Origin of the sequence: Kosakonia pseudosacchari (genome assembly GCF_015167415.1) — a bacterium.
Classification (GTDB): Bacteria; Pseudomonadota; Gammaproteobacteria; order Enterobacterales; family Enterobacteriaceae; genus Kosakonia; species Kosakonia pseudosacchari.
The window spans coordinates 20688-43114 of the sequence record NZ_CP063425.1 but is presented as its reverse complement, the minus strand read 5'-3'; the positions used below and the strand labels follow the sequence as shown (position 1 = coordinate 43114).

Sequence of the window (22427 nt, the reverse complement as noted above, 5' to 3'; positions counted from 1 at the left end):
TGGCAAGGGTTGTCCGCCTGTCTGGTTCTCCACGTGTTTATCTCCGTCCTGCTTTTTGCCACACATTGCTAAAAAACGACCATTCCCATTCCGCATAAACCAGGCTATAAAGCTGGATATTTATACAGATAAAAGGTTAACGGAATGGCACTGGAAAAAGGTATTGCCGGGCTGGTGAGCGACTTTATTGCCGCAGGTCGCCCGTCTGCGCGGGCGAAGAGTATTGATGACCGGCGCAGTGGATATGTCGCCAGCACAGTGCTGGCAGGGGAAACGGAAACACGCGTTCAGGTTGAAGAGATAACGCTTGAAGGCATAACGTTTCGTCTGTTTTCGCCGCAGGACGCCAGCGGCCATCTTCCCGCGTTAATTTACTACCACGGCGGCTGCTTTATTAGCGGCGGCTTCGACACGCACGATAAGCAACTGCGTCAGCTGGCCTTTTATAGTGGCTGCCGGGTTGTTGCTGTGCAGTACCGTTTAGCGCCAGAACATCGCTGGCCTGCCGCACATGATGATGCACAATCTGGTGCCGATATGGTGTGGAAAAACGCCGATAAACTCGGTATCGACAAAGAACGCATCACGCTTGCGGGGGATAGCGCGGGCGGTCACCTGGCGCTGGTGACGGCGCTACGGCTGAAAGCCGCGGCGACATGGCAACCGGCGCAGCTGGTGTTGATTTATCCGATGCTCGACGCCACCGCCTATTTCGATAGCTATACCTTTAACGGTTCCGATTATGTGATTACCCGCGAGGCGCTGTTATCGGGCTACGAAATGTATCTCGGCGATACCGACCGCCTGTTACCGGATGTCAGCCCGCTGTGGCGCGATGATTTTTCCGGTCTGCCGCCAGTGCACATCATTACCGCCGAGTTCGATCCGTTATGCGATGAAGGTGAAGCACTGTTCCAGCACATGACCGAGCAGGGCGTCACCTGTACTTGTTCACAATATCAGGGCGTGATCCATGGCTTCTTCCAGCTTGCCGGGATCAGCCAAAGCGCAAGAGACGCGATAAGAGACGTGGCCGCACGGGTGGCCAGAATATAACCGCGCATAAAAAGGGGAGTCGATGTCTGTCGTAAGTCCTGTGGAAAAGCAGTTCGCTACTTACAATGCCCATGATATTGAGGCATTTACCGCCTGTTTTAGCGAGGATTTTATCGCTTATCGCTTGCCATCCACTGAGCCGTCGCTGCAGGGGCGTGAAGCATTACGCGCCTTTTATGCGACGCATCGTTTTAACAACCCCGCGTTACGTGCCGAGTTACTCTCACGCACGGTGATGGGTAATAAGGTGTTCGATCACGAAAAAATCTACGGCATAGGCGAGTCAGCCATTGAAAATATGGCGGTCTATGACGTGCAGGATGGGCTGATCAAAACCGCGTGGTTTTTCTTCGCGCAGTAGGGTGGTTCGCAGGACGTTGCGCGCCCGCATTAGCAGGCGCGCAACGGCTTACTCTTCCTCGTTACCGCCCTCTTCGAACGAGCCGAAGGGTTTGGCGGGCAACACGATATAAATGCCTTCGAAAATTGCGCCCTGCTTATCTTCGCCAAACAGTTCAACCTGGAGCTGAACGCGTGCTTTGCGCCCGCGCGCCAGGCGATCCAAATCGCCGCTTAGCGAGCCAAGATCGGCAATCGCGCTCGGCTTACCGGTGATCGGCGTGCTATAGCGGATATGCGCATCGGCAAGAATGATGGTGCCGCCGAGATGGCGCTCGCGCAGCATCAGCCAGATCAGCCCCCAACCGGTGAGTGTCGCGAGGGAAAACAGGCTACCGGCGAACAGCGTGTGGTGCGGATTCTGGTTGCCGGTCTCCGGCATGGTGGTGATAAATTTCTGCCCGGTGTACTGCTGAATGCGCACACCCATCTTTTCACTCAGCGGAATATGTTGATACCAGGCCTGCTGCAACTGCCCGCACCAGTCGCCGCGATGCAGAATATCATCAAGCGTGGCGATCGGTTTGATCATCAAAAAGTGGCGTACCGGCGTGGTTTGCGGCGCGGTGATTTCCCCTTCGTTGACGAAGCCCAGTTTCGCGAAGAACGCCACCGCATCTTCGCGGGCGCTACAGGTCACGCGTTTTACCCCTTCCTGGCGGGCCACGGACTCCAGCGTCATCGCCATCAGCGTGCCGAGGCCTTTTTCCTGCACGTCCGGGTGTACCGCCATAAAGCGAATAGACCCTTCGTTATCCGCGTTGATATACAACCGCCCGATAGCGACAATGTTGCCCTCTTCATCGACAACCATCTGGTGATGTGCCATCGCATCCCAGCCATCACGCTCGGAACCTTTCGGTTGATGCAGCGGTTTACGCAGCATTTCCCAGCGGAACTGGTAATAGAGTTCTAACTCTTCTTCCGTTTGCGGTACGCGAAGGTGGTACATAGCAGCACTCTCTCTTGTAACCAGGGGCCACGCCGCAAGCTGGCTCATACTTGCAACCAGAACGTGACGGGGCCGTCGTTGACCAGCGAAACCTGCATATCGGCAGCGAATCGCCCGGTTTGCGTTTCCATTTGCTGGCTGCGGCAACGTTCAACAAAATAGTGGTACAGCGCCTCGGCTTTTTCCGGCGCAGCGCCCCGGGAAAAGCCCGGGCGCATTCCACGTTCTGTATCCGCCGCCAGCGTAAATTGCGACACCACCAGCACACTCCCACCCGCCTGCTGGACGTTAAGATTCATCTTCCCTTCCGCGTCGCCAAAAATACGATACCCCAGCACACGTTCGCACAGGCGGTTCGCTTTTTGTTCATCGTCTTCCCTTTCGACGCCCAACAACACCAAAAGTCCAGGGCCGATTTCGCCCGTCACCTCACCCGCCACGCTAACGCTCGCGCGGGAAACACGTTGAATTAATGCAATCATGGTTGGTCTGCTTCTTCTTGCTGTGCGGCTATTTTGAGTTTTCGGTATTCACCGAGAGTGACAGTTATTTCAGCGCCAAGCAAGACGATACACCAGGTCCAGTAGACCCAGAGGAACAAAATGGGGATGACAGCCAGCACGCCATAAATCAGCTGGTAAGACGGAAACATGGTGATGTAGAGGCCAAAAATCTTTTTACCTAACTCAAACAACAGCGCCGCGATAAACGCGCCGACAATGGCATCGCGGTTCGGCACGCGCGTTGTTGGCACAATGCTGTACAGCAGCCAAAAAGAGAGCCAGGAGAGGATCAGCGGAAATATGCGCAGCACATCATCAATCACGCTATCCAGCTCGCTGGCCCAGCGCAGCGACAGCAAATAGGAGCTTATTGCCAGGCTGGCACCCGCCAGCAGCGGGCCGAGCGTCAGGATCATCCAGTAGACGGCAAAAGAATAAACATGCGGGCGTACACGCGTACTGCGCCAGATAGTATTTAACGCCGAGTCGATGGAGTACATCAGCAGTAGCGATGTCACCACCAGCCCGCATGCGCCCACCGCCGTCATTTTGGTGGAATTGGCAACAAACTGCTCAATATAGTTTTGGATCACATCGCCGGTGGTGGGAATGAAATTAGCAAACACAAAGTGGCGCAACTGGATGCTAATGTCAGAAAACATAGGAAAAACAGCGAACAATGCAAACACCACCGCGATCAGGGGCACCAGCGAAAGCAAAGAGACATAGGCGAGATTCCCCGCCAGCGTCGTCATATGGTCTTCATCAATGCGCCGCCATAGCAGCCGCAACCAGGCAACAAGCGGGCGCGTGCGATGTTTTGCATGATGCCGCAGATTTTTTAGCATAGCTGTTTCGCGAAATAGTCCGGAATAGTGGTTTTATCCGTTACCAGGATGCTGGTAATGCCCAGTTGTTCCGCACCGGCGATATTGTCGGCATTGTCGTCGAAAAAGACGCTATCTTCGGCAGAAAAACCTTCGCGCGCCAGTACCTGCTGATAAATTCGCGCTTCGGGTTTGCGCATTCCCATCTCCTGGGAAAGATAAATATGGTCAGCCGCCGCCTGAATTTCCGGATATTGCTCCGGCCAGTATGTGGTGTGCAGACGGTTAGTATTCGACAGCACGACGACCCGATGCCCCTGCTCACGCAATTTGTGCATGATGTCGACGACTTCTTTGCGCAGCGCGACAAACACCGCCTGCCAGCCGGTGGAAAACTGCTCGTAGCTGAGCGGGAGTGCCATTTCATGGCACAGCGCTTTGGCGAAATCTTCGTCACTGATTTCCCCTCGTTCATGCTGATGAAACGGCTCGCCCATGGTGAAACTTTGCTTTAAGGTCGCCAGCGGCACACGGCTAAAATCGCTCCAGGCACCCAGCACCCTGTTGAAGTCGATGTCGACAATCACGTTACCTAAATCAAAGATATAGAGCATTTCTCTCTCCTTGCCAGCCGTGGAGAGTTAACTGTAGCGGGAAAGTTCTGACTTGAATAGTTCGCGGCTTCACGCGAAGAGGATACGGGCATAAAAAAGCCGCTGAAAATCAGCGGCTTTTTACAGGCAAATAAAGCGGGATTACTCTTCTTTCGCCCCGCGCATTGCGCGTTTACGGTCGTTTTCCGTCAGGTGACGTTTACGAATACGGATAGAGAGCGGGGTCACTTCTACCAGTTCGTCATCATCAATGAACTCCAGAGCTTGCTCCAGCGTCATTTTCACCGGCGGAACCAGAACCGTGGCTTCGTCTGTACCAGACGCACGCATGTTGGTCAGTTTCTTACCGGTCAGGCAGTTTACCGTCAGGTCGTTGGAACGGCTGTGAATACCGATGATCTGGCCTTCATACACTTCCGCGCCGTGACCGAGGAACAACTTACCGCGATCCTGCAGACCGAACAGGGCGAAAGCAACCGCTTTACCCTGACCGTTGGAGATCAGCACGCCGTTGTTACGCTGGCCCACTTCGCCCGGACGAACATCGTCGTAATGGCTGAAGGTGGAGTACAGCAGACCAGTACCGGAAGTCATGGTCATGAACTCAGAACGGAAGCCGATCAGGCCACGGCTTGGGATCACGTAGTCGAGACGTACGCGGCCTTTGCCGTCCGGATTCATGTTTTTCAGATCGCCTTTACGCTCACCCAGCGCCTGCATCACAGAACCCTGGTGCTGCTCTTCAACGTCCAGCGTGACGTTTTCGAACGGCTCTTGTTTGCGGCCATCGATTTCACGGAAGATAACTTTCGGACGGGAAACCGCCATTTCGAAACCTTCACGACGCATGTTCTCGATAAGCACGGACAAGTGCAGCTCACCACGGCCGGAAACGCGGAATGCGTCAGCGTCTTCGGTCTCTTCAACGCGCAGCGCAACGTTATGTACCAGCTCTTTGTTCAGGCGGTCGAGGATTTGACGTGAAGTCACGTACTTACCTTCTTTACCACAGAACGGAGAGGTGTTGACGTTGAAGAACATGGTCACGGTCGGTTCATCAACAGACAGCGCCGGCAGCGCTTCGACGTTCTGCGGATCGCAGATAGTGTCGGAGATGTTCAGCTCGCCCAGACCGGTGATCGCAATGATATCGCCCGCTTCTGCGATTTCGCTATCAATACGCTCCAGCCCCAGGTGGGTCAGCACTTTACCGACTTTACCGTTACGGGTTTTGCCTTCGCTATCAATGATAGTGACTTGCTGGTTCGGTTTTACTTTACCGCGCTTGATACGACCGATGCCGATTACACCAACATAGTTGTTGTAGTCGAGCTGGGAGATCTGCATCTGGAACGTGCCGTCGAGATCGACGTTCGGTGCAGGGACATGGTCAACAATCGCCTGGTACAGCGGGGTCATGTCTTCAGCCATGTCTTCGTGGTCCATACCCGCGATACCGTTCAGCGCAGAAGCGTAAACGATCGGGAAGTCCAGCTGCTCGTCGGTCGCATCCAGGTTTACGAACAGGTCGAACACCTGATCGACAACCCAGTCCGGACGCGCGCCAGGACGGTCAACTTTGTTGATTACCACAATCGGTTTCAGGCCATGGGCAAATGCTTTTTTGGTCACGAAACGCGTTTGCGGCATAGGGCCGTCAAATGCGTCAACCACCAGCAGCACGGAATCGACCATGGACATCACACGCTCAACTTCACCACCGAAGTCGGCGTGCCCTGGGGTATCAACGATGTTGATACGGTAATCATTCCATTTGATAGCGGTGTTTTTAGCGAGGATGGTAATCCCACGCTCTTTCTCCAAATCGTTGGAGTCCATCACACGCTCTTGAGTTTCAGCACGTTCGTCGAACGTACCGGATTGCTGCAGCAGCTTGTCAACCAGGGTCGTTTTACCGTGGTCAACGTGAGCAATGATGGCGATGTTACGCAGATTTTCGATCACAACTTTGCCTCAGGCATTAGAAATAGCGCGTTATTGTACACGTATTAATCGAAGGACTAAACAGGATCACAAACATCCTCCGCAAACAAGTATTGCAGAGTTGCTTTGTGATCGTTTTCACGGAGCGTTAAAAGGGGCATTTAACGAAAATTGCACCAATATAGTGCCCGATGTTCACATAAAGGCACTATATTGGTGCAACATAACCATCATGGTGCAGCCCTTTTGCACTATACCGAGCATGATAACGCCTTTTTAGGGGCATTTAAAAGTTGGCATAGATTTCGCTTTAACGATTGTACGATAACTACGCCAGCTTACGTAGTAATTAGAAGACCTCGTTACCACGACGACAATGACAAATCCGGGAGAGTTTAAGTATGTCCGCTGAACACGTTTTGACGATGCTGAATGAGCACGAAGTGAAGTTTGTCGATCTGCGCTTCACCGATACCAAAGGTAAAGAACAGCACGTCACTATCCCAGCCCATCAGGTAAACGCCGACTTCTTTGAAGAAGGTAAAATGTTTGATGGTTCTTCGATTGGTGGCTGGAAAGGCATCAACGAATCAGACATGGTGCTGATGCCGGACGCGACTACCGCTGTCATTGACCCGTTCTACGAAGAGTCTACTCTGATTATTCGTTGCGATATCCTCGAGCCAGGCACCATGCAGGGCTACGATCGTGACCCGCGCTCCATCGCTAAACGCGCTGAAGAGTACCTGCGCTCCACCGGTCTGGCAGACACCGTGCTGTTCGGGCCAGAGCCGGAATTCTTCCTGTTCGACGACGTGCGCTTCGGCAGCTCCATTTCCGGTTCCAGCGTTGCTATCGACGATATCGAAGGCGCATGGAACACCTCCACCAAATACGAAGGTGGTAACAAAGGTCACCGTCCGGCAGTGAAAGGCGGTTACTTCCCGGTTCCGCCGGTAGATTCATCACAGGATCTGCGTTCCACCATGTGTCTGGTGATGGAAGAGATGGGCCTGGTTGTTGAAGCTCACCACCACGAAGTGGCAACGGCTGGTCAGAACGAAGTGGCTACTCGCTTCAACACCATGACCAAAAAAGCGGACGAAATTCAGATTTACAAATATGTAGTGCACAACGTTGCTCACCGCTTCGGCAAAACCGCGACCTTTATGCCGAAACCGATGTTCGGTGATAACGGTTCCGGTATGCACTGCCACATGTCCCTGTCCAAGAACGGCACTAACCTGTTCTCTGGCGACAAGTACGCTGGCCTGTCTGAAATGGCGCTGTACTACATTGGCGGCGTAATCAAACACGCAAAAGCGATCAACGCCCTGTCTAACCCGACCACCAACTCTTACAAGCGTCTGGTCCCGGGTTATGAAGCACCGGTCATGCTGGCTTACTCTGCACGTAACCGTTCTGCTTCTATCCGTATTCCGGTTGTGGCTTCACCGAAAGCGCGTCGTATCGAAGTGCGCTTCCCGGACCCGGCTGCTAACCCGTACCTGTGCTTCGCAGCGCTGCTGATGGCCGGTCTGGATGGTATTAAAAACAAAATCCACCCGGGCGAAGCGATGGACAAAAACCTGTATGACCTGCCGGCTGAAGAAGCGAAAGAGATCCCGCAGGTTGCAGGCTCTCTGGAAGAAGCGCTCAACGCGCTGGATGCTGACCGCGAGTTCCTGACTGCAGGTGGTGTGTTCACCGACGACGCTATCGATGCTTACATCGCGCTGCGTATGGAAGAGAACGACCGCGTTCGCATGACGCCGCACCCGGTAGAGTTTGAACTGTACTACAGCGTTTAATATTAAGACTCGGCAGAAGTCTTTTCGCAGCAAGGCGGCAACCGAAGATGTCCCGATGAGCTTAGTCGATAAGTGATTCGGGCGAATGAGGGCAGCCAACGCCGCTACGGTGAGAAAGAGGCCAGAGGATTTTTAGTTGCCGTGGAACTTTTAGCCCATCCCTGGATGGGCTTTTTTCTCCACCAACAACCTGATCTAACGCGCTTTTTACCAATAAAACGCTATACTGCACTAAATTGGTGCACACCTCCGGGAGACTGCTAAATGGCAAGCGGCGTGCTGCCCGATGCTGGGCAGATCCTCAATTCTTTGATCAACAGCATCTTGCTGGTTGATGACGACCTGGCGGTACATTACGCCAACCCTGCGGCACAGCAACTGCTGGCGCAAAGTTCTCGTAAGCTATTCGGCACACCGCTCCCCGAACTGCTGAGTTACTTTTCACTGAACATCGATTTGATGCGGGAAAGTTTGCACGCCGGGCAGGGGTTTACCGATAACGAAGTGACACTCGTTATTGACGGGCGCTCACACATTCTTTCGCTGACGGCGCAACGTCTGCCGGATGGTTTGATTCTGCTGGAAATGGCGCCGATGGATAACCAGCGCCGTCTTAGCCAGGAGCAACTCCAGCACGCCCAACAAGTTGCGGCGCGCGATCTGGTACGCGGTCTGGCGCATGAAATTAAAAACCCGCTTGGCGGTTTACGCGGCGCGGCGCAGTTGCTGAGCAAAGCTCTGCCCGATCCGGCACTGCTGGAATACACCAAAGTGATCATTGAGCAGGCTGACCGCTTGCGTAACCTGGTGGATCGCCTGTTGGGGCCGCAACAGCCGGGGATGCATGTTACCGAAAGCATTCACAAAGTGGCCGAGCGCGTGGTGAAACTGGTTTCAATGGAGCTGCCGGATAATGTCACCTTAACCCGTGATTACGATCCGAGTTTGCCGGAGCTCGCGCACGATCCCGACCAAATTGAGCAGGTTTTACTGAATATTGTGCGTAACGCTTTGCAAGCGCTGGGGCCGGAAGGGGGCGAAATCATTCTGCGCACCCGTACCGCCTTCCAGCTGACGCTGCACGGTGTGCGTTATCGCCTTGCGGCGAGAATAGATGTGGAAGATAACGGCCCGGGTATTCCGTCGCAGCTCCAGGATACATTGTTCTATCCGATGGTGAGCGGGCGCGAAGGCGGTACCGGGCTTGGATTATCTATCGCACGCAGTTTGATTGATCAACATTCTGGCAAAATTGAATTTACCAGTTGGCCAGGCCATACCGAATTCTCGGTATTTCTGCCTATTCGGAAGTAGAGGTGTTTATGCAACGAGGGATAGTCTGGATCGTTGATGACGATAGCTCCATCCGTTGGGTGCTGGAACGCGCGCTCACCGGGGCAGGCTTGAGTTGTACAACGTTTGAAAGTGCCAATGAAGTGCTAGATGCACTCACCACCAAAACCCCGGATGTACTGCTTTCGGATATTCGTATGCCAGGGATGGATGGTCTTGCGTTACTGAAACAGATCAAACAGCGCCATCCGATGCTCCCGGTCATCATTATGACCGCGCATTCCGATCTTGATGCGGCGGTAAGCGCGTATCAGCAAGGGGCATTCGATTATCTGCCCAAACCGTTTGATATCGACGAAGCTGTTGCGCTGGTTGAGCGCGCTATCAGCCATTATCAGGAACAGCAGCAGCCGCGCAATGTGCAAGCCAGCGGCCCGACAACAGACATTATCGGCGAAGCACCAGCGATGCAGGATGTGTTTCGCATTATCGGTCGCCTGTCGCGCTCGTCGATCAGCGTATTGATTAATGGTGAATCGGGGACCGGTAAAGAACTGGTGGCACATGCGCTGCATCGCCACAGCCCGCGCGTGAAAGCGCCCTTTATCGCCCTCAATATGGCCGCCATTCCGAAGGATTTGATTGAATCGGAACTGTTTGGTCACGAAAAAGGGGCGTTTACCGGCGCGAATACGATTCGTCAGGGACGTTTTGAGCAAGCCGATGGTGGGACACTGTTTCTGGACGAAATAGGCGATATGCCGCTGGATGTGCAGACACGTTTGCTGCGCGTACTGGCCGATGGTCAATTTTACCGCGTTGGCGGCTATGCGCCGGTGAAGGTCGATGTCCGCATTATCGCCGCCACGCACCAGAATCTGGAACAGCGCGTTCAGGAGGGCAAATTCCGTGAGGATCTGTTCCACCGCCTGAACGTGATCCGCGTCCATTTGCCGCCGCTGCGCGAACGCCGGGAAGATATTCCACGTTTAGCACGCCACTTTTTGCAAGTCGCCGCACGTGAACTTGGTGTGGAAACGAAACAATTGCATCCGGAAACTGAAACCGCGCTAACGCGTCTGGCATGGCCGGGTAACGTCCGCCAGCTGGAAAACACCTGCCGCTGGTTAACGGTTATGGCCGCAGGCCAGGAAGTGTTGATTCAGGATTTGCCAGGCGAATTGTTTGAAACCACCGTGCCGGACAGCCCTTCGCAGAGTCTGCCGGACAGTTGGGCAACACTGCTGGCGCAATGGGCGGATCGCGCATTACGTTCCGGTCATCAAAACCTGCTTTCAGAAGCGCAACCGGAAATGGAGCGTACCTTACTGACTACGGCGCTGCGTCACACACAGGGCCACAAACAGGAAGCGGCGCGACTGCTCGGATGGGGTCGTAACACCCTGACGCGTAAGTTGAAAGAGCTGGGAATGGAATAGCTGTCAGGTGAAGTGTAAAGAATGAACCGCGATCGCAAATTGCCGTTATTTTGCGCTTTACTGTTACCGGCAGTGACGTATGATCTTGCCCGTTCATGGGAGAGGTCATCATGCTGGAATCATTAATCAATGTGGTCACTGCAGGCGTAGAAGCAGGCGCGTCGGCAAGCCACACACCGCAAACGGCCATCGCGGCTGTTCTGTGTGCCGCGTTGGTTGGGCTGTTTAGCTAACCTTCGCGTTATACTGCGCTTATCAGGCCTACAGAACGTGTTTTGTAGGCTTGATGCGCCGTCTTCGTTAAATCACTCGTGAAAACTGCTGCAAACGCGCTTTGCGACGCAGATAAGCATCGAAACACATGCAGATATTGCGGATCAGCAAACGCCCTTTCGCTGTGACCTGCAACCCTTGCTCGCTCATCGCCACCAGCCCGTCCTCCACCAGCGGCGCCAGCAGGCGCAAATCCTCGGCAAAATAGTCACGGAAGTTAAGATCCCAGGCGCGCTCCACCGCAGCGAACTCGAGGCGGAAGTTGCAAATCAGCCCTTTGATCACATCGCGGCGAATACAGTCGTCACGGGTTAACGCGATACCGCGCCACAGCGCATTTCCGCGCTCGTCCACTTGCTGATAATAGTGTTTCAACTCTTTTTGGTTTTGCGCGTAGCTATCGCCGATCATACTAATGGCAGAAACACCCAGCCCCAGCAGATCGCTGTCGCCCTGCGTGGTGTACCCCTGGAAATTACGGTGCAATACACCTTCACGCTGAGCAATAGCGAGCTCGTCGTCCGGGCGGGCAAAGTGATCCATGCCAATAAACTGGTAACCGGAGCCGGTCAGCGAAGTGATAGTTTGCTGCAAAATGTCGAGCTTCTGCTGCGCCGTTGGCAAATCAACGTCTTTAATTTTGCGCTGCGCGGCGAACAGTGTCGGCAAATGCGCGTAGTTAAAAACGCTCAGGCGATCCGGGCTAAGCGCCGCCACGCGTTGTAACGTAAAAGCGAAGCTTTCCGGCGTCTGTTTGGGCAGGCCGTAAATCAGGTCAATATTGGTCGAGGTAAAACCAATATCGCGGGCATGATTGAGCAGCGCGAAGATAAACTCTTCATCCTGCTCGCGGTTGACCAGACGCTGAACCTCTTTGTTGAAATCCTGCACACCCATGCTCAGGCGATTAAAGCCTTCGCTGCGCAGATGATCGAGCACATCCAGTTCGATTTCCCGCGGATCAACTTCGATCGAGATTTCCGCATCAGCATTAAACGCAAAATGACCGCGCAACAGGTTCATCAGACGGCTGATTTGCGCTTTGTTCAGATAGGTCGGCGTACCGCCGCCCCAGTGCAACTGGCTGACGTGGCGACCAGAAAAAAGCGGTGCGCGGTGAATAATTTCCTGCTCGAGCGCGTCCAGATACTGATCGGCTTTATGCTGCTGACGGGTGACAATCTTATTGCAGCCGCAGAAGTAGCACAGCTTGTGACAAAACGGGATATGCACATATAGCGACAGTAGTCGCTCAGGATAACGCGCCACAGCCTGGCGAAAATCGTCTTCGCCGTAAGCGTCGGAAAACTCCAGCGCGGTAGGATATGAGGTGTAACGCGGCCCGGAATAGTTATATTTCTGGATCAGGGCCAGGTCCCAGTCGATGACTTGCTCAGACATTGTTTACTCCTTCCGATGACGCCGCTGGCGGTTCCGGCGGCCCGGCCTGACCTCGTTTCGGGTCATAAGCCGGTTGCGCAGCCACAGTTTGCGCCGCGACAACCGCTGTAGTTTAACGAATAACCACACCAGATAACATATAACCGGAAGGGTTATAAGCAGGACAGAAAGCCCCATAGAAAAGGATTAGTTGCCGCCCTTCAGCAGACGCATCATATCTTCTTTGCCTTCTTCTTCCTCTTCTTCGTCATCATCGTAAGAGAGGCCGAGTTTCTGCATCAGTTCATCAATGCGATCCAGTTTGGCATCGACCCACGCCTGATCGTCAGCGCTCAGGGTTTCCCCCTCTTCCAGACGTTCCAGTAGCGCGTCCAGGCGCTCATCCGTTTCCAGCATTTCCAGCTCAGCCTGCGGTGAAAGCATAGGTTTCTCGCTCTTAGGTTTGTGCTGCTTGTTGACCGGCGTGTCGGTGACACCCAGCGGGATCGGTTTTTTACTGCCAATACGCGGATCTTTTTGCTGTTTACTCCTTCCGGAGCCAGAAGCGCCGTCGCCACCGTTCGCACGGCTGCCTGAAGCATTACCGCGGTGCTTTTTCTCACGCTTACGATCGCGGCCTTCCTGATTTAACTCTTCACGGGTTTTACGGCGCACTTTACCGCGCGGATTGGTGGACGGTTTTTTCATATTAGTGATCTTAAGTCGTTTTTCATCAGTATAGAATTGCGGCGGAATCTAGCAGAAAGCAAGCAAAGAAAAAAGGCGACAGTGCAAACTGTCGCCTTTTTTCTTGACCCTTTACCCGTAACGGGTTTTACATTCCGTGTTCGCTATCAACTTACCCTGTTTATCCGTTAGCGTAGAACGTTCCCTGTTACGGTTCCTTTTCCTTGTTCAACGTCTTCTGACGTTAGTCTCCGGTCTTCGCCTCCTGGCGCTCCTGACCCCTCATTCCGTGAGTTATCCTTCCACAAGCAGCATCCGGCCTTGGTGGGTTACTTTACCCTTCTGAGCTAAACTGACAAGCAGGAAAAGCCCCAGAACCCGCAGTTTAAGAAAATTCTATATAGATAACCCTTTGATTAGAGACATTTTAGCCATTTTTTAATCTGCAACTTCTCCGAAAGTTCGTATAACGAAAAGGGCAAATATCTTACATATCGCACGGTAATGGCTCACAGCAGAGTTTCTGGCGAGAAAAACAGCCTTTTGCGTGGGTTCAGGTATAATCGCCGCATGCTTTGACGATGGAGACGACCATTTTGACTAACTGGAATTACCAACAGACGCACTTTGTCACCAGTGCGCCTGATATTCGCCACTTACCCGCCGATACCGGCATTGAAGTGGCTTTTGCTGGCCGCTCCAACGCAGGTAAATCGAGCGCACTTAATACCCTGACCCACCAGAAAAACCTGGCGCGGACCTCGAAAACGCCCGGCCGTACGCAGCTGATCAACTTGTTTGAAGTCGCTGATGGCAAACGTCTTGTCGACTTGCCGGGCTACGGTTACGCGGAAGTGCCGGAAGAGATGAAGCTCAAATGGCAACGCGCGCTGGGTGAATACCTCGAAAAACGCCAGTGCCTGCAAGGTTTGGTAGTGCTGATGGATATTCGTCATCCGCTGAAAGATCTTGATCAGCAGATGATCCTGTGGGCAGTCGAGAGCAATCTGCAAGTGCTGGTGCTGCTGACCAAGGCGGATAAACTGGCCAGCGGCGCGCGGAAAGCGCAGCTGAATATGGTGCGTGAAGCCGTGCTTGCTTTTAACGGCGACATACAGGTTGAAACTTTCTCGTCGCTGAAGAAACAGGGCGTGGACAAATTACGTGAGAAACTGGATGGCTGGTTCAATAACCTGCCGCCAGTGGAAGAAGCAACCGGCGAGTAACCTTTATCTCAAGCGTGGCATTCGCCGCGCTTTTTCTTTCTTTTGCACAATAAAAAACGCCCCAGTCATTTCTGACTGGGGCGGCTAAATATTCAGCCAAATCCGATTACGTGAAGTAAAAGGTCTGAAAGATAGAACATCTTACCTCTGTACCCTACGCGAATAACTCTACTCCCTTTTTAGATCCGGACAAAGCACTTTTTGTAATTTCTTTTCAATTTTTACATAGGGAATTCTAATGATTGTCACAAAACTGACGGCTATTTGTTGCTTACTTACAGAAAAAGCCCTTTACCCGCCGTATACTTAGTGCGCTTGATCCCAGTTTTGACCGCTCCCGACTTCCACCAGCAACGGCACATCCAGTTTGGTGCTGCTCTCCATCAGTTCATGGATCTTTTTCGACACAGCCTCGACATCATCTTTGTGCACTTCAAATACCAGTTCATCGTGCACCTGCATGATCAACCGCACGCGCGGTTTCTCGCTTTGCAACCAGCTATCTACAGCAATCATCGCGCGTTTAATGATGTCCGCCGCCGTGCCTTGCATCGGCGCATTGATCGCCGCACGCTCTGCCCCCGCTCGTCTGGCCCCATTGCTGGATTTAATGTCCGGCAGGTAAAGACGGCGCCCGTCCAGTGTCTCAACATAGCCACGCTCTTTCGCCTGTGCGCGGGTACGCTCCATATATTCCAGCACGCCAGGATAACGCTCGAAGTAGAGATCCATGTACTTCTGCGATTCTTTACGCGGAATATTGAGCTGGCGCGACAAGCCAAAGGCGCTCATGCCGTAAATCAGCCCGAAGTTGATCGCTTTCGCGCTGCGACGCTGTTCGTTACTGACACTTTCCAGTGGCAAACCAAATACTTCTGCCGCCGTTGCGCGGTGAATGTCTTTACCTTCGGCAAATGCAGACAGCAGACCTTTGTCGCGTGACAGATGCGCCATAATACGCAACTCAATTTGCGAGTAGTCCGCCGAGACAATGACGTAATCTTTCGGCGCGACAAAGGCCTGGCGAATACGGCGGCCTTCCTCATTACGCACCGGAATATTCTGCAGGTTCGGATCGGTTGAAGATAAACGGCCCGTTGCCGTCACCGCCTGATGATACGAGGTATGCACGCGCCCGGTTTTCGGGTTGATCATCAGCGGCAACTTATCGGTATAAGTCGATTTCAGTTTTGCCAGCCCACGGTGTTCGAGAATAACTTTTGGCAACGGGTAATCCAGCGCGAGCTCTTCGAGCACCTCTTCCGACGTCGACGGCGCGCCACCAGGCGTTTTCTTCAGCGGTTTAATACCCTGCTTCTCAAAGAGAATGGTTTGCAACTGCTTGGTTGACGAGAGGTTAAACGGCTCACCCGCGATTTCATGCGCCTTTTTCTCCAGCTCAGCCAGACGCAGCGTCAACTCTTCGGAGTGCTTGTGTAACACGGCGGGATCGATATTGACGCCGTTACGCTCGATACGAGAAATTACCGGCACCAGCGGCATTTCAATGTTCTGGAAGACGTTCAGCGGCCCGGCATTATTTTGCAGCTCCGGCCACATCTTCAGATGCAGTTGCAGCGTGACATCGGCATCTTCCGCCGCATAACGCCCGGCCTGCTCGAGATCAATCTGATTAAACGTCAGTTGGTTTTTACCTTTTCCGGCAATCTCTTCAAAGGTAATGGTTTTGTGCTTCAGCCAGCGCTCGGAGAGGCTGTCCATATCATGACGGCCTGCGACGCTATCCAGCGTGTAGGATTCCAGCATGGTATCGAAGGCAATGCCGCGCAGTTCAATGCCGTAGTTTTCCAGCACACCACGATCGTATTTGAGGTTCTGTCCCACTTTACGGACATTTTCATCTTCCAGCAGCGGTTTCAGTAATTCCAGCACGCGCTCGCGCGGGATTTGATCCGGTGCGTCAAGATAATCATGCGCAACAGGCACATAAGCCGCGATACCTGGTTCAGTCGCAAAAGAGAGACCAACCAGGTTGGCGCTGATATTATCGAGGCTGTCGGTTTCAGTATCGAAAGCAAAGAGCGGTGCACTTTTCAGTTTGCCGATCCATGCTTGTAACGTCTCTTCATCGAGAATAGTGACATAATTTTCCGCCGACAGCGCAGCTGCGGGAATATCAGCTTCTGCCGCAATCTCAATGGTTTCCTGCGGTTTCGCCGCCGGTTTACCGCCTTTCGCCTGAAGCCATTTACCCGCTTCTACATCTGCGCTCCAGCGTTTGAATTCATATTTCTTAAACAGCTCAAGGAGCGACTGCGCCGCAGGCTGCTGAACTTCCAGCTGTTCGCAGGTCAGTTCCAGTTCGACATCAGTTTTAATCGTGGCCAGTTGGTAAGAGAGGTAGGCCACTTCTTTATTCTGTTCAAGTTTCGCCGCCATGGTTTTGGCACCGCGGAAAGTAAGCCCGGCGATTTTATCCGACTCGGCATAGAGCGTATCCAGGCCACCCAGCCCTTGTAGCAGCGCCTGCGCCGTTTTCTCGCCAACGCCCGGCACGCCTGGAATGTTATCTGAGGAGTCACCCATCAGGGCGAGGAAATCGATAATTAACTCCGGTGGGACACCATATTTTGTGACGACTTCATCCGGTCCGAGGATCGTATTGGTCATAGTGTTGATAAGCGTAATATGCGGCGTCACCAGCTGTGCCATATCTTTATCGCCGGTGCTTATCAGCACGGGCCGACCCGCTTTTTCGGCTTCACGCGCCAGCGTGCCGATGACATCATCCGCTTCAACGCCGGAGACCGCCAGTAACGGCAACCCCATCGCTTTTACCATGGCGTGCAGCGGCTCTATTTGCGCACGCAAATCGTCCGGCATTGGCGGGCGATGTGATTTGTAATGCTCAAACAGTTCATCACGGAAGGTTTTGCCTTTCGCATCAAACACCACCGCAGCATGTGTCGGCTGGTATTGCAAAATCAGGCTGCGCAACATGTTGAGTACGCCGTACATGGCGCCAGTAGGCTCACCGGCGCTGTTAGTCAGCGGCGGAAACGCATGATACGCGCGATAAAGGTAAGACGAGCCGTCAACAAGGATAAGTGGGTTTTCTGGGATCTGAACCATGATGTCCATGCCTGTTTATCAAATTATGGTTAAAGGATGCCACAGACAGGGAGAAAACATGAGTTTTTCGCGGAAAATGCCGAAAAGATTTCGCGATCGTCGGGATCGCTCGCATAAACATCCTGTGGATAAGTTTGTGAATAGTTTTTGTCAGGCTGGACTTTTGTGCCATTCCGTCGATCGCAGGATTATACAAACCATTTATATTCAATGGCTTATACGATAAAAGATGATCGTTATTGCTGTTTGCTGGCAATTTACGCTATGTGGATATAAGTAATTTTGATTTTATTTATTGCCGATAATTTCTCAGGTATTACCAGCAAGGTTTACGCATTCCTGATAACAGTTTTCTGTTAAGATCTGCGCCTTGCGCTTTTATTAGTGTGCTTTTACCAGCTAACTTTCTGAATAATAAAACTATGTCGAGATTTCTTGCGGTAACCACTCTATTTTTGAGTGTCCTGCTCACCATATTGGTTACCATTATTTGCTCCGTGCCCATTATTATCGCCGGAATGCTCAAGTTGTTAATTCCTGTTCCCGCGGTATGGCGCGCGATCTCCACTTTCTGCAATTTTATGATGTATTGCTGGTGTGAAGGGCTTTCATGGCTATTGCACCTCAACCCTTATTTAAAATGGGATGTAGAGGGGCTGGAAGGCCTGGATAAGAAGAACTGGTATTTGCTGATCTGCAATCATCATAGCTGGGCGGATATTGTGGTGTTATGTGTGCTGTTTCGTAAACATATTCCCATGAACAAGTATTTCCTTAAACAGCAACTGGCGTGGGTACCTTTTATTGGCCTTGCCTGTTGGGCGCTGGATATGCCTTTTATGCGCCGTTATTCCAGAAGTTATTTGATTCGCCACCCTGAACGTCGGGGTAAAGATGTCGAAACCACACGCCGTTCATGCGAGAAATTTCGCTTTCACCCCACCACCATTGTGAACTTTGTCGAAGGTTCACGCTTTACGGAAGAAAAGCGCCAACAGACACGCTCTTCTTTCAAAAACCTGCTGTCGCCAAAAGCTGCAGGTATTGCCATGGCGCTAAATGTGTTAGGTAAACAGTTCGATAAATTGCTTGATGTTACGCTCTGTTACCCGGAAAACGACCGTACGCCGTTCTTTGATATGCTCAGCGGTAAGCTGACGCGTATTGTCGTGCGAGTCAATTTATTGCCGGTGGATGAAGCGCTACATGGGGATTACGTAAACGATAAGAATTTTAAACGGAGCTTCCAGCAGTGGCTAAATAAACTGTGGCTTGAGAAAGATGAACTGATTGATACCATCAAAGCAGAATACAAAAACGCCGGTCAGTGACCGGCGTTATTTTTACTTCTTCTCAACCAGATATTTCACGGTGTTTGCGTAATCCTGAACGAAGGCGTCCAGGCTGCTGCCGTCCATGCCCTGCTGGTTAACCTGGTATTTCCCGTTAACAAACATGGCTGGCACACCCTGAAGTTGTAAATCCGCAGCTGCTTTTTCTTGCTGAGCAACCAGTGATTTCACCACGAAGCTGTTCCACGCAGCATCATACTCTTCGCCTTTCACGCCCGCGCTGATGAAGACATCGCGAATATCGGCAACAGACTGCACGGTTTGCGTTTTCTGCACCGCTTCAAACAGTGGAGAGGTGATTTTATCCTCTACACCAAGCGCCATGGCCACAGCCCACGCCTGCGTCATCTCTTTACCCAGTGGGCCTAAGAATTCCACGTGGTATTTGGTCATTTTTGTGCCTTCTGGCAGCTTCTTCTTCACCGCGTCAGCAATATGCCAAACCTGTTCAAAGTCGTAGCAGTGCGGGCAATAAAACGAGAAGAACTCAAGCACCTGCGGCTCACCCGCCACTGGCTTATCAAGTGTAATAAATTGCTTACCGTCTGTAGGTTGTGCTGCTGAGGCGCTAAAAGCCAGAATCATTCCTGCCAGCGCCAGCCAAATCTTCTTCATGGTCAATTCTCTCCATTTAATACATTGGTGTTAATGCTAAAGGTGGTTCTTGAAGAACTTTCACCTGTTCAAGAAAAATCAATATCTGTCTGTGCCAGTGATCTTCACTGCTCAGCCACGGGAAATTTTTGGGAAATGCCGGGTCGTCCCAACGACGAATCAGCCATGCCAGATAGTAAACCAGGCGCATGGCGCGTAGCGGCTCTATTAATCCCAGCTCAGCCACGTTGAATTCACTGAACTCTTCGTAGGCCTCGACGATCATCTCCAGTTGCATACGCTGTTCGGCTTTATCGCCGTGTAGCAACATCCACAAATCCTGTACGGCAGGGCCATTACGGGCATCGTCTAAATCAACAAACATTGGCCCGTCACGCCAGAGAATATTCCCTGCGTGGCAATCACCGTGCAGGCGCAGAAGATTAAAACGGTTATGCCATTGCGCCATTACAGCATCGATAAGCTTATCGGCTGCACGCAAAAATTCATCTTTTAAACCAGAAGGAATGAGCGTTGATGTTTCAAAGAGGTGGCGTGGCTCAATCAGATATTCTTTAACACCTATTTCCGGACGGCTTGTAAAACGCTTTTTACTGCCGGTTTGATGCATACGGCCAAGGTAGCGGCCCACCCACTCCATTTGATCCAGATTGTCGGCTTCAAACTGACGGCCACCAACGCTTGGGAAAACAGCGAAAAAGAAGTCCTGATGAGTAAGTAAGGTTTGATTGTTGAAAGCAAGCGGTGCCGCGACCGGAACGTCATCACGATGCAAATCTAAAGCAAATTCATGCTCTTCAAGAATTTGTTCTGCAGACCAACGCTCCGGGCGATAAAACTTCACCACATAACGTTTGCGATCTTCATCCTGAAATTGATAAACACGGTTTTCATAGCTGTTAAGCGGGGTAAGCCCGGAATCCACCCGAATCCCCTGCTCAAACAGCGCATCCATAATGGTATCCGGGTGTAATGTCTGGAAGGTAAAAGCGTTGCAGGTCATCCTGGGATCCGAAAATACGACGAATAACTCAGGATATCATTTCGTAGCGTATTCGGTTGCGTCGCTTACAAGCTTTTACTCTTTAATAACGCCGCGCGCGCGCAGCAGCGCGGTTTTAAAATCCTCTTCATAATCTTTCTGAATGCCAGGGATCACCGCATCTTTCGAGGAGTCGCGCATTTTCAGGTGATAGATCAGGATGTCATCACTTAAATCCACAAGGTCGCCTTGATAACCTGACTCTTGCGCCAGTTTCTGCAAAAATTGCACTAAATTAAGCTCTGGCTCTTTTTGCCATGCGGGCTGGAGAAGTTCGATAACTTCATTCAGGCGTTTACATTTCATAATTGTGCTCCTTACTCTGGGTACAGACACGGTAGCAGGGTAAAACCCACAATAAAAGAGGCGATAAGGGTGACGGACAGTCATGCAGTAACAGGTGTGGTGCTGGCGGGAGGAAAAGCCTCGCGGATGGGTGGGAAAGATAAAGGGCTGCAGGAATTAAATGGTAAACCGCTGTGGCAACATGTTGCCGAACGGCTGGCACCACAGGTATCCAGCTTAGTTATCAGCGCCAATCGAAACCTTGAAATTTATCGCGCCAGTGGCTTACCGGTTCTCACAGATACGCTGAATGATTTTCCCGGCCCGCTGGCGGGAATGCTCTCCGTTATGCAGCAAAGCGATGGAGAGTGGTTTCTGTTTTGTCCGTGCGATACGCCACGTATACCAACGGATCTTATGGCACGGTTACAAAAGAACCGGCAGCATAATGCGCCGGCAGTGTGGGTTAATGATGGCGAGCGAGATCACCCGGCAATTGCACTGGTACACCGCAGCGTTTTACCATTTTTGCAGGATTATTTCGCCAACGGCGAACGTCGAGTGATGGTATTTATGCGACAAGCAGGAGGGCATGCGGTCGATTTTAGTGATGTGAAATTCGCATTCACCAATGTGAACACCCCTGATGATCTTGCACACTGGCAGGAGAGAATATGATCCCATTACTTGCCATTGCCGCCTGGAGCGGAACCGGGAAAACAACACTACTTAAGCAGTTGATTCCGGCGCTCTGTGAACAAGGTATTCGCCCCGGGTTAATCAAACATACTCATCACGATATGGATGTCGATAAGCCTGGTAAAGACAGTTATGAATTACGTAAAGCAGGTGCGGCGCAAACGTTGGTAGCCAGTTCACAACGGTGGGCGTTAATGACAGAAACGCCGGATGAAGCAGAGTTAGATTTGACCTATCTGGTTAGCAGAATGGATGCGACAAAACTGGATTTGGTACTGGTCGAGGGTTTTAAACACGAGTCTGTGCCCAAAATCCTGCTCTGGCGGCATGACTGTGGTCATGATTTAGCAGAGTTGACGCTGGACGAGCATGTTATCGCCATCGCCAGTGATATCCCTCTTAGGCATGGTGTGCCGGTACTAAACCTGAATGATATTGAGCAGATAGTAACGTTTATTTTGCGCTGGATTAGGAAAGTGGAGTAGCTTCTGGTACGCACTGCCTGTTCCGCATGAGGCTTTCTGAACGTGAGCGGGTTCCGGCAGGCAGTCTGTTTTTTCCGTCACTCACAGAGGACTGCTGGATACCAGCAACCTGTTTCGCAAGCAGAAGTTTCGCTGCATAAAAACGCAAAAAGGCCATCCGTCAGGATGGCCTCTTCACTTAATTGATGCCTGGCAGTTCCCTACTCTCGCATGGGGAGACCCCACACTACCATCGGCGCTACGGCGTTTCACTTCTGAGTTCGGCATGGGGTCAGGTGGGACCACCGCGCTGTTGCCGCCAGGCAAATTCTTTGTGCCCTGTCCTGTGTCTTTTGCACCGGTACCGCGTTGGCTGCATTCACGAACGTCAGTCACATACCCCTGTATGCTCCTTCCGTCGCCTCATTTGCCGCCTTGTCCCAGCGCAAAATCCTTCGGACTCTGAATCAATG

The 22427-nt window shown here is 52.1% G+C and carries 22 protein-coding genes and 1 rRNA gene; 10 read left to right on the top strand and 13 right to left on the bottom strand.

Going from position 1 to position 22427, the window contains the following annotated elements:
• Positions 1 to 144: 144 nt before the first annotated feature.
• Positions 145 to 1056, top strand: coding sequence for an alpha/beta hydrolase (locus IP581_RS00195; RefSeq protein ID WP_193821498.1), 912 nt, complete (start codon positions 145 to 147; stop codon positions 1054 to 1056).
• 22 nt (positions 1057 to 1078) lie between these two features.
• Positions 1079 to 1417, top strand: coding sequence for a nuclear transport factor 2 family protein (locus IP581_RS00190; RefSeq protein ID WP_193821497.1), 339 nt, complete (start codon positions 1079 to 1081; stop codon positions 1415 to 1417).
• Positions 1418 to 1465: 48 nt separating this feature from the next.
• Here the strand turns inward: IP581_RS00190 and fabY are convergent, their stop codons facing one another.
• From fabY to typA, 5 genes are all read right to left on the bottom strand, one after another.
• On the bottom strand, positions 1466 to 2407 hold the full coding sequence (gene fabY, locus IP581_RS00185) for a fatty acid biosynthesis protein FabY (protein ID WP_020455892.1): 942 nt from the start codon (positions 2405 to 2407) through the stop codon (positions 1466 to 1468).
• Positions 2408 to 2451: 44 nt separating this feature from the next.
• Entirely contained in the window at positions 2452 to 2889 is a 438-nt protein-coding gene (gene dtd / locus IP581_RS00180; RefSeq protein ID WP_017459695.1) for a D-aminoacyl-tRNA deacylase, read from the bottom strand.
• The gene (locus IP581_RS00175; RefSeq protein ID WP_097401893.1) at positions 2886 to 3758 is read right to left on the bottom strand and encodes a virulence factor BrkB family protein; all 873 of its coding nucleotides are present in this window, start codon (positions 3756 to 3758) and stop codon (positions 2886 to 2888) included. The genes dtd and IP581_RS00175 overlap by 4 nt, the downstream gene beginning before the upstream one ends.
• Positions 3752 to 4351, bottom strand: a complete 600-nt coding sequence (yihX, locus tag IP581_RS00170; RefSeq protein ID WP_097401892.1) for a glucose-1-phosphatase — start codon at positions 4349 to 4351, stop codon at positions 3752 to 3754. Before yihX ends, IP581_RS00175 begins: the two co-directional genes overlap by 7 nt.
• Before the next feature lie 141 nt (positions 4352 to 4492).
• Positions 4493 to 6316 (bottom strand): ribosome-dependent GTPase TypA, encoded by a 1824-nt coding sequence (typA, locus tag IP581_RS00165; protein ID WP_086873339.1) that lies wholly within the window; start codon positions 6314 to 6316, stop codon positions 4493 to 4495.
• A gap of 380 nt (positions 6317 to 6696) precedes the next feature.
• Between typA and glnA the strand changes: the two genes are divergently transcribed.
• The 4 genes from glnA (at position 6697) to IP581_RS00145 (ending at position 11071) form a co-directional block, all read left to right on the top strand.
• Complete coding sequence (gene glnA, locus IP581_RS00160; protein ID WP_020455889.1) at positions 6697 to 8106, top strand: glutamate--ammonia ligase; 1410 nt, start codon at positions 6697 to 6699, stop codon at positions 8104 to 8106.
• A 264-nt stretch (positions 8107 to 8370) separates the two neighbouring features.
• Positions 8371 to 9420 (top strand): nitrogen regulation protein NR(II), encoded by a 1050-nt coding sequence (gene glnL, locus IP581_RS00155; RefSeq protein ID WP_193821496.1) that lies wholly within the window; start codon positions 8371 to 8373, stop codon positions 9418 to 9420.
• Positions 9421 to 9428: 8 nt separating this feature from the next.
• Positions 9429 to 10838, top strand: coding sequence for a nitrogen regulation protein NR(I) (glnG, locus tag IP581_RS00150; protein ID WP_017460100.1), 1410 nt, complete (start codon positions 9429 to 9431; stop codon positions 10836 to 10838).
• Between the two features lie 110 nt (positions 10839 to 10948).
• Positions 10949 to 11071: a YshB family small membrane protein gene (locus tag IP581_RS00145; protein WP_141399381.1), complete on the top strand. Its 123-nt coding sequence runs from the start codon at positions 10949 to 10951 to the stop codon at positions 11069 to 11071.
• A 67-nt stretch (positions 11072 to 11138) separates the two neighbouring features.
• Here the strand turns inward: IP581_RS00145 and hemN are convergent, their stop codons facing one another.
• Both hemN and yihI read right to left on the bottom strand, forming a co-directional pair.
• Positions 11139 to 12512, bottom strand: a complete 1374-nt coding sequence (hemN, locus tag IP581_RS00140) for an oxygen-independent coproporphyrinogen III oxidase (protein WP_193821495.1) — start codon at positions 12510 to 12512, stop codon at positions 11139 to 11141.
• A 186-nt stretch (positions 12513 to 12698) separates the two neighbouring features.
• Positions 12699 to 13199 carry a Der GTPase-activating protein YihI gene (gene yihI / locus IP581_RS00135; protein ID WP_086873343.1) on the bottom strand — a complete coding sequence of 167 codons (501 nt, stop codon included), beginning with the start codon at positions 13197 to 13199 and terminating at the stop codon, positions 12699 to 12701.
• Positions 13200 to 13774: 575 nt separating this feature from the next.
• Here yihI and yihA point away from each other — a divergent pair.
• Complete coding sequence (yihA, locus tag IP581_RS00130; protein ID WP_086873351.1) at positions 13775 to 14404, top strand: ribosome biogenesis GTP-binding protein YihA/YsxC; 630 nt, start codon at positions 13775 to 13777, stop codon at positions 14402 to 14404.
• A 92-nt stretch (positions 14405 to 14496) separates the two neighbouring features.
• Here the strand turns inward: yihA and IP581_RS24160 are convergent, their stop codons facing one another.
• Positions 14497 to 14544, bottom strand: coding sequence for a spot 42 RNA, inhibition of DNA synthesis (locus tag IP581_RS24160; protein WP_071892919.1), 48 nt, complete (start codon positions 14542 to 14544; stop codon positions 14497 to 14499).
• Positions 14545 to 14710: 166 nt separating this feature from the next.
• Positions 14711 to 17497, bottom strand: coding sequence for a DNA polymerase I (gene polA / locus IP581_RS00125; RefSeq protein WP_086873344.1), 2787 nt, complete (start codon positions 17495 to 17497; stop codon positions 14711 to 14713).
• Positions 17498 to 17919: 422 nt separating this feature from the next.
• On the opposite strand from polA, the gene IP581_RS00120 reads away from it, so the two are divergent.
• Positions 17920 to 18828 carry an acyltransferase gene (locus IP581_RS00120; RefSeq protein WP_086873345.1) on the top strand — a complete coding sequence of 303 codons (909 nt, stop codon included), beginning with the start codon at positions 17920 to 17922 and terminating at the stop codon, positions 18826 to 18828.
• 12 nt (positions 18829 to 18840) lie between these two features.
• Here IP581_RS00120 and dsbA read toward each other — a convergent pair whose 3' ends face one another.
• From dsbA to IP581_RS00105, 3 genes are all read right to left on the bottom strand, one after another.
• Complete coding sequence (dsbA, locus tag IP581_RS00115) at positions 18841 to 19464, bottom strand: thiol:disulfide interchange protein DsbA (protein WP_017460093.1); 624 nt, start codon at positions 19462 to 19464, stop codon at positions 18841 to 18843.
• A gap of 16 nt (positions 19465 to 19480) precedes the next feature.
• Positions 19481 to 20467 carry a serine/threonine protein kinase gene (locus tag IP581_RS00110; RefSeq protein ID WP_086873346.1) on the bottom strand — a complete coding sequence of 329 codons (987 nt, stop codon included), beginning with the start codon at positions 20465 to 20467 and terminating at the stop codon, positions 19481 to 19483.
• A gap of 75 nt (positions 20468 to 20542) precedes the next feature.
• Positions 20543 to 20812 carry a YihD family protein gene (locus IP581_RS00105; protein WP_017460091.1) on the bottom strand — a complete coding sequence of 90 codons (270 nt, stop codon included), beginning with the start codon at positions 20810 to 20812 and terminating at the stop codon, positions 20543 to 20545.
• A gap of 69 nt (positions 20813 to 20881) precedes the next feature.
• Here IP581_RS00105 and mobA point away from each other — a divergent pair, with 69 nt between their 5' ends.
• Both mobA and mobB read left to right on the top strand, forming a co-directional pair.
• Entirely contained in the window at positions 20882 to 21469 is a 588-nt protein-coding gene (gene mobA / locus IP581_RS00100; protein ID WP_193821494.1) for a molybdenum cofactor guanylyltransferase MobA, read from the top strand.
• A complete protein-coding gene (gene mobB / locus IP581_RS00095) occupies positions 21466 to 21975 on the top strand; it encodes a molybdopterin-guanine dinucleotide biosynthesis protein MobB (protein WP_193821493.1) in 510 nt (169 codons plus the stop codon). The genes mobA and mobB overlap by 4 nt, the downstream gene beginning before the upstream one ends.
• A 187-nt stretch (positions 21976 to 22162) precedes the next feature.
• On the opposite strand, the gene rrf is transcribed toward mobB, so the two are convergent.
• Positions 22163 to 22278: ribosomal RNA gene (gene rrf / locus IP581_RS00090) — 5S ribosomal RNA — on the bottom strand.
• Positions 22279 to 22427: the final 149 nt, after the last annotated feature.

What these genes read in the sequence shown, in the direction of transcription:
- yihX (WP_097401892.1), bottom strand. Translation starts at nt 4,351, where the DNA reads ATGCTCTATATCTTTGATTTAGGTAACGTGATTGTCGACATCGACTTC.
- dtd (WP_017459695.1), bottom strand. Translation starts at nt 2,889, where the DNA reads ATGATTGCATTAATTCAACGTGTTTCCCGCGCGAGCGTTAGCGTGGCG.
- glnA (WP_020455889.1), top strand. Translation starts at nt 6,697, where the DNA reads ATGTCCGCTGAACACGTTTTGACGATGCTGAATGAGCACGAAGTGAAG.
- IP581_RS00105 (WP_017460091.1), bottom strand. Translation starts at nt 20,812, where the DNA reads ATGAAATGTAAACGCCTGAATGAAGTTATCGAACTTCTCCAGCCCGCA.
- IP581_RS00110 (WP_086873346.1), bottom strand. Translation starts at nt 20,467, where the DNA reads ATGACCTGCAACGCTTTTACCTTCCAGACATTACACCCGGATACCATT.
- IP581_RS00195 (WP_193821498.1), top strand. Translation starts at nt 145, where the DNA reads ATGGCACTGGAAAAAGGTATTGCCGGGCTGGTGAGCGACTTTATTGCC.
- IP581_RS00190 (WP_193821497.1), top strand. Translation starts at nt 1,079, where the DNA reads ATGTCTGTCGTAAGTCCTGTGGAAAAGCAGTTCGCTACTTACAATGCC.
- IP581_RS00120 (WP_086873345.1), top strand. Translation starts at nt 17,920, where the DNA reads ATGTCGAGATTTCTTGCGGTAACCACTCTATTTTTGAGTGTCCTGCTC.
- IP581_RS00175 (WP_097401893.1), bottom strand. Translation starts at nt 3,758, where the DNA reads ATGCTAAAAAATCTGCGGCATCATGCAAAACATCGCACGCGCCCGCTT.
- glnG (WP_017460100.1), top strand. Translation starts at nt 9,429, where the DNA reads ATGCAACGAGGGATAGTCTGGATCGTTGATGACGATAGCTCCATCCGT.
- IP581_RS00145 (WP_141399381.1), top strand. Translation starts at nt 10,949, where the DNA reads ATGCTGGAATCATTAATCAATGTGGTCACTGCAGGCGTAGAAGCAGGC.
- glnL (WP_193821496.1), top strand. Translation starts at nt 8,371, where the DNA reads ATGGCAAGCGGCGTGCTGCCCGATGCTGGGCAGATCCTCAATTCTTTG.
- dsbA (WP_017460093.1), bottom strand. Translation starts at nt 19,464, where the DNA reads ATGAAGAAGATTTGGCTGGCGCTGGCAGGAATGATTCTGGCTTTTAGC.
- mobB (WP_193821493.1), top strand. Translation starts at nt 21,466, where the DNA reads ATGATCCCATTACTTGCCATTGCCGCCTGGAGCGGAACCGGGAAAACA.
- yihI (WP_086873343.1), bottom strand. Translation starts at nt 13,199, where the DNA reads ATGAAAAAACCGTCCACCAATCCGCGCGGTAAAGTGCGCCGTAAAACC.
- hemN (WP_193821495.1), bottom strand. Translation starts at nt 12,512, where the DNA reads ATGTCTGAGCAAGTCATCGACTGGGACCTGGCCCTGATCCAGAAATAT.
- polA (WP_086873344.1), bottom strand. Translation starts at nt 17,497, where the DNA reads ATGGTTCAGATCCCAGAAAACCCACTTATCCTTGTTGACGGCTCGTCT.
- fabY (WP_020455892.1), bottom strand. Translation starts at nt 2,407, where the DNA reads ATGTACCACCTTCGCGTACCGCAAACGGAAGAAGAGTTAGAACTCTAT.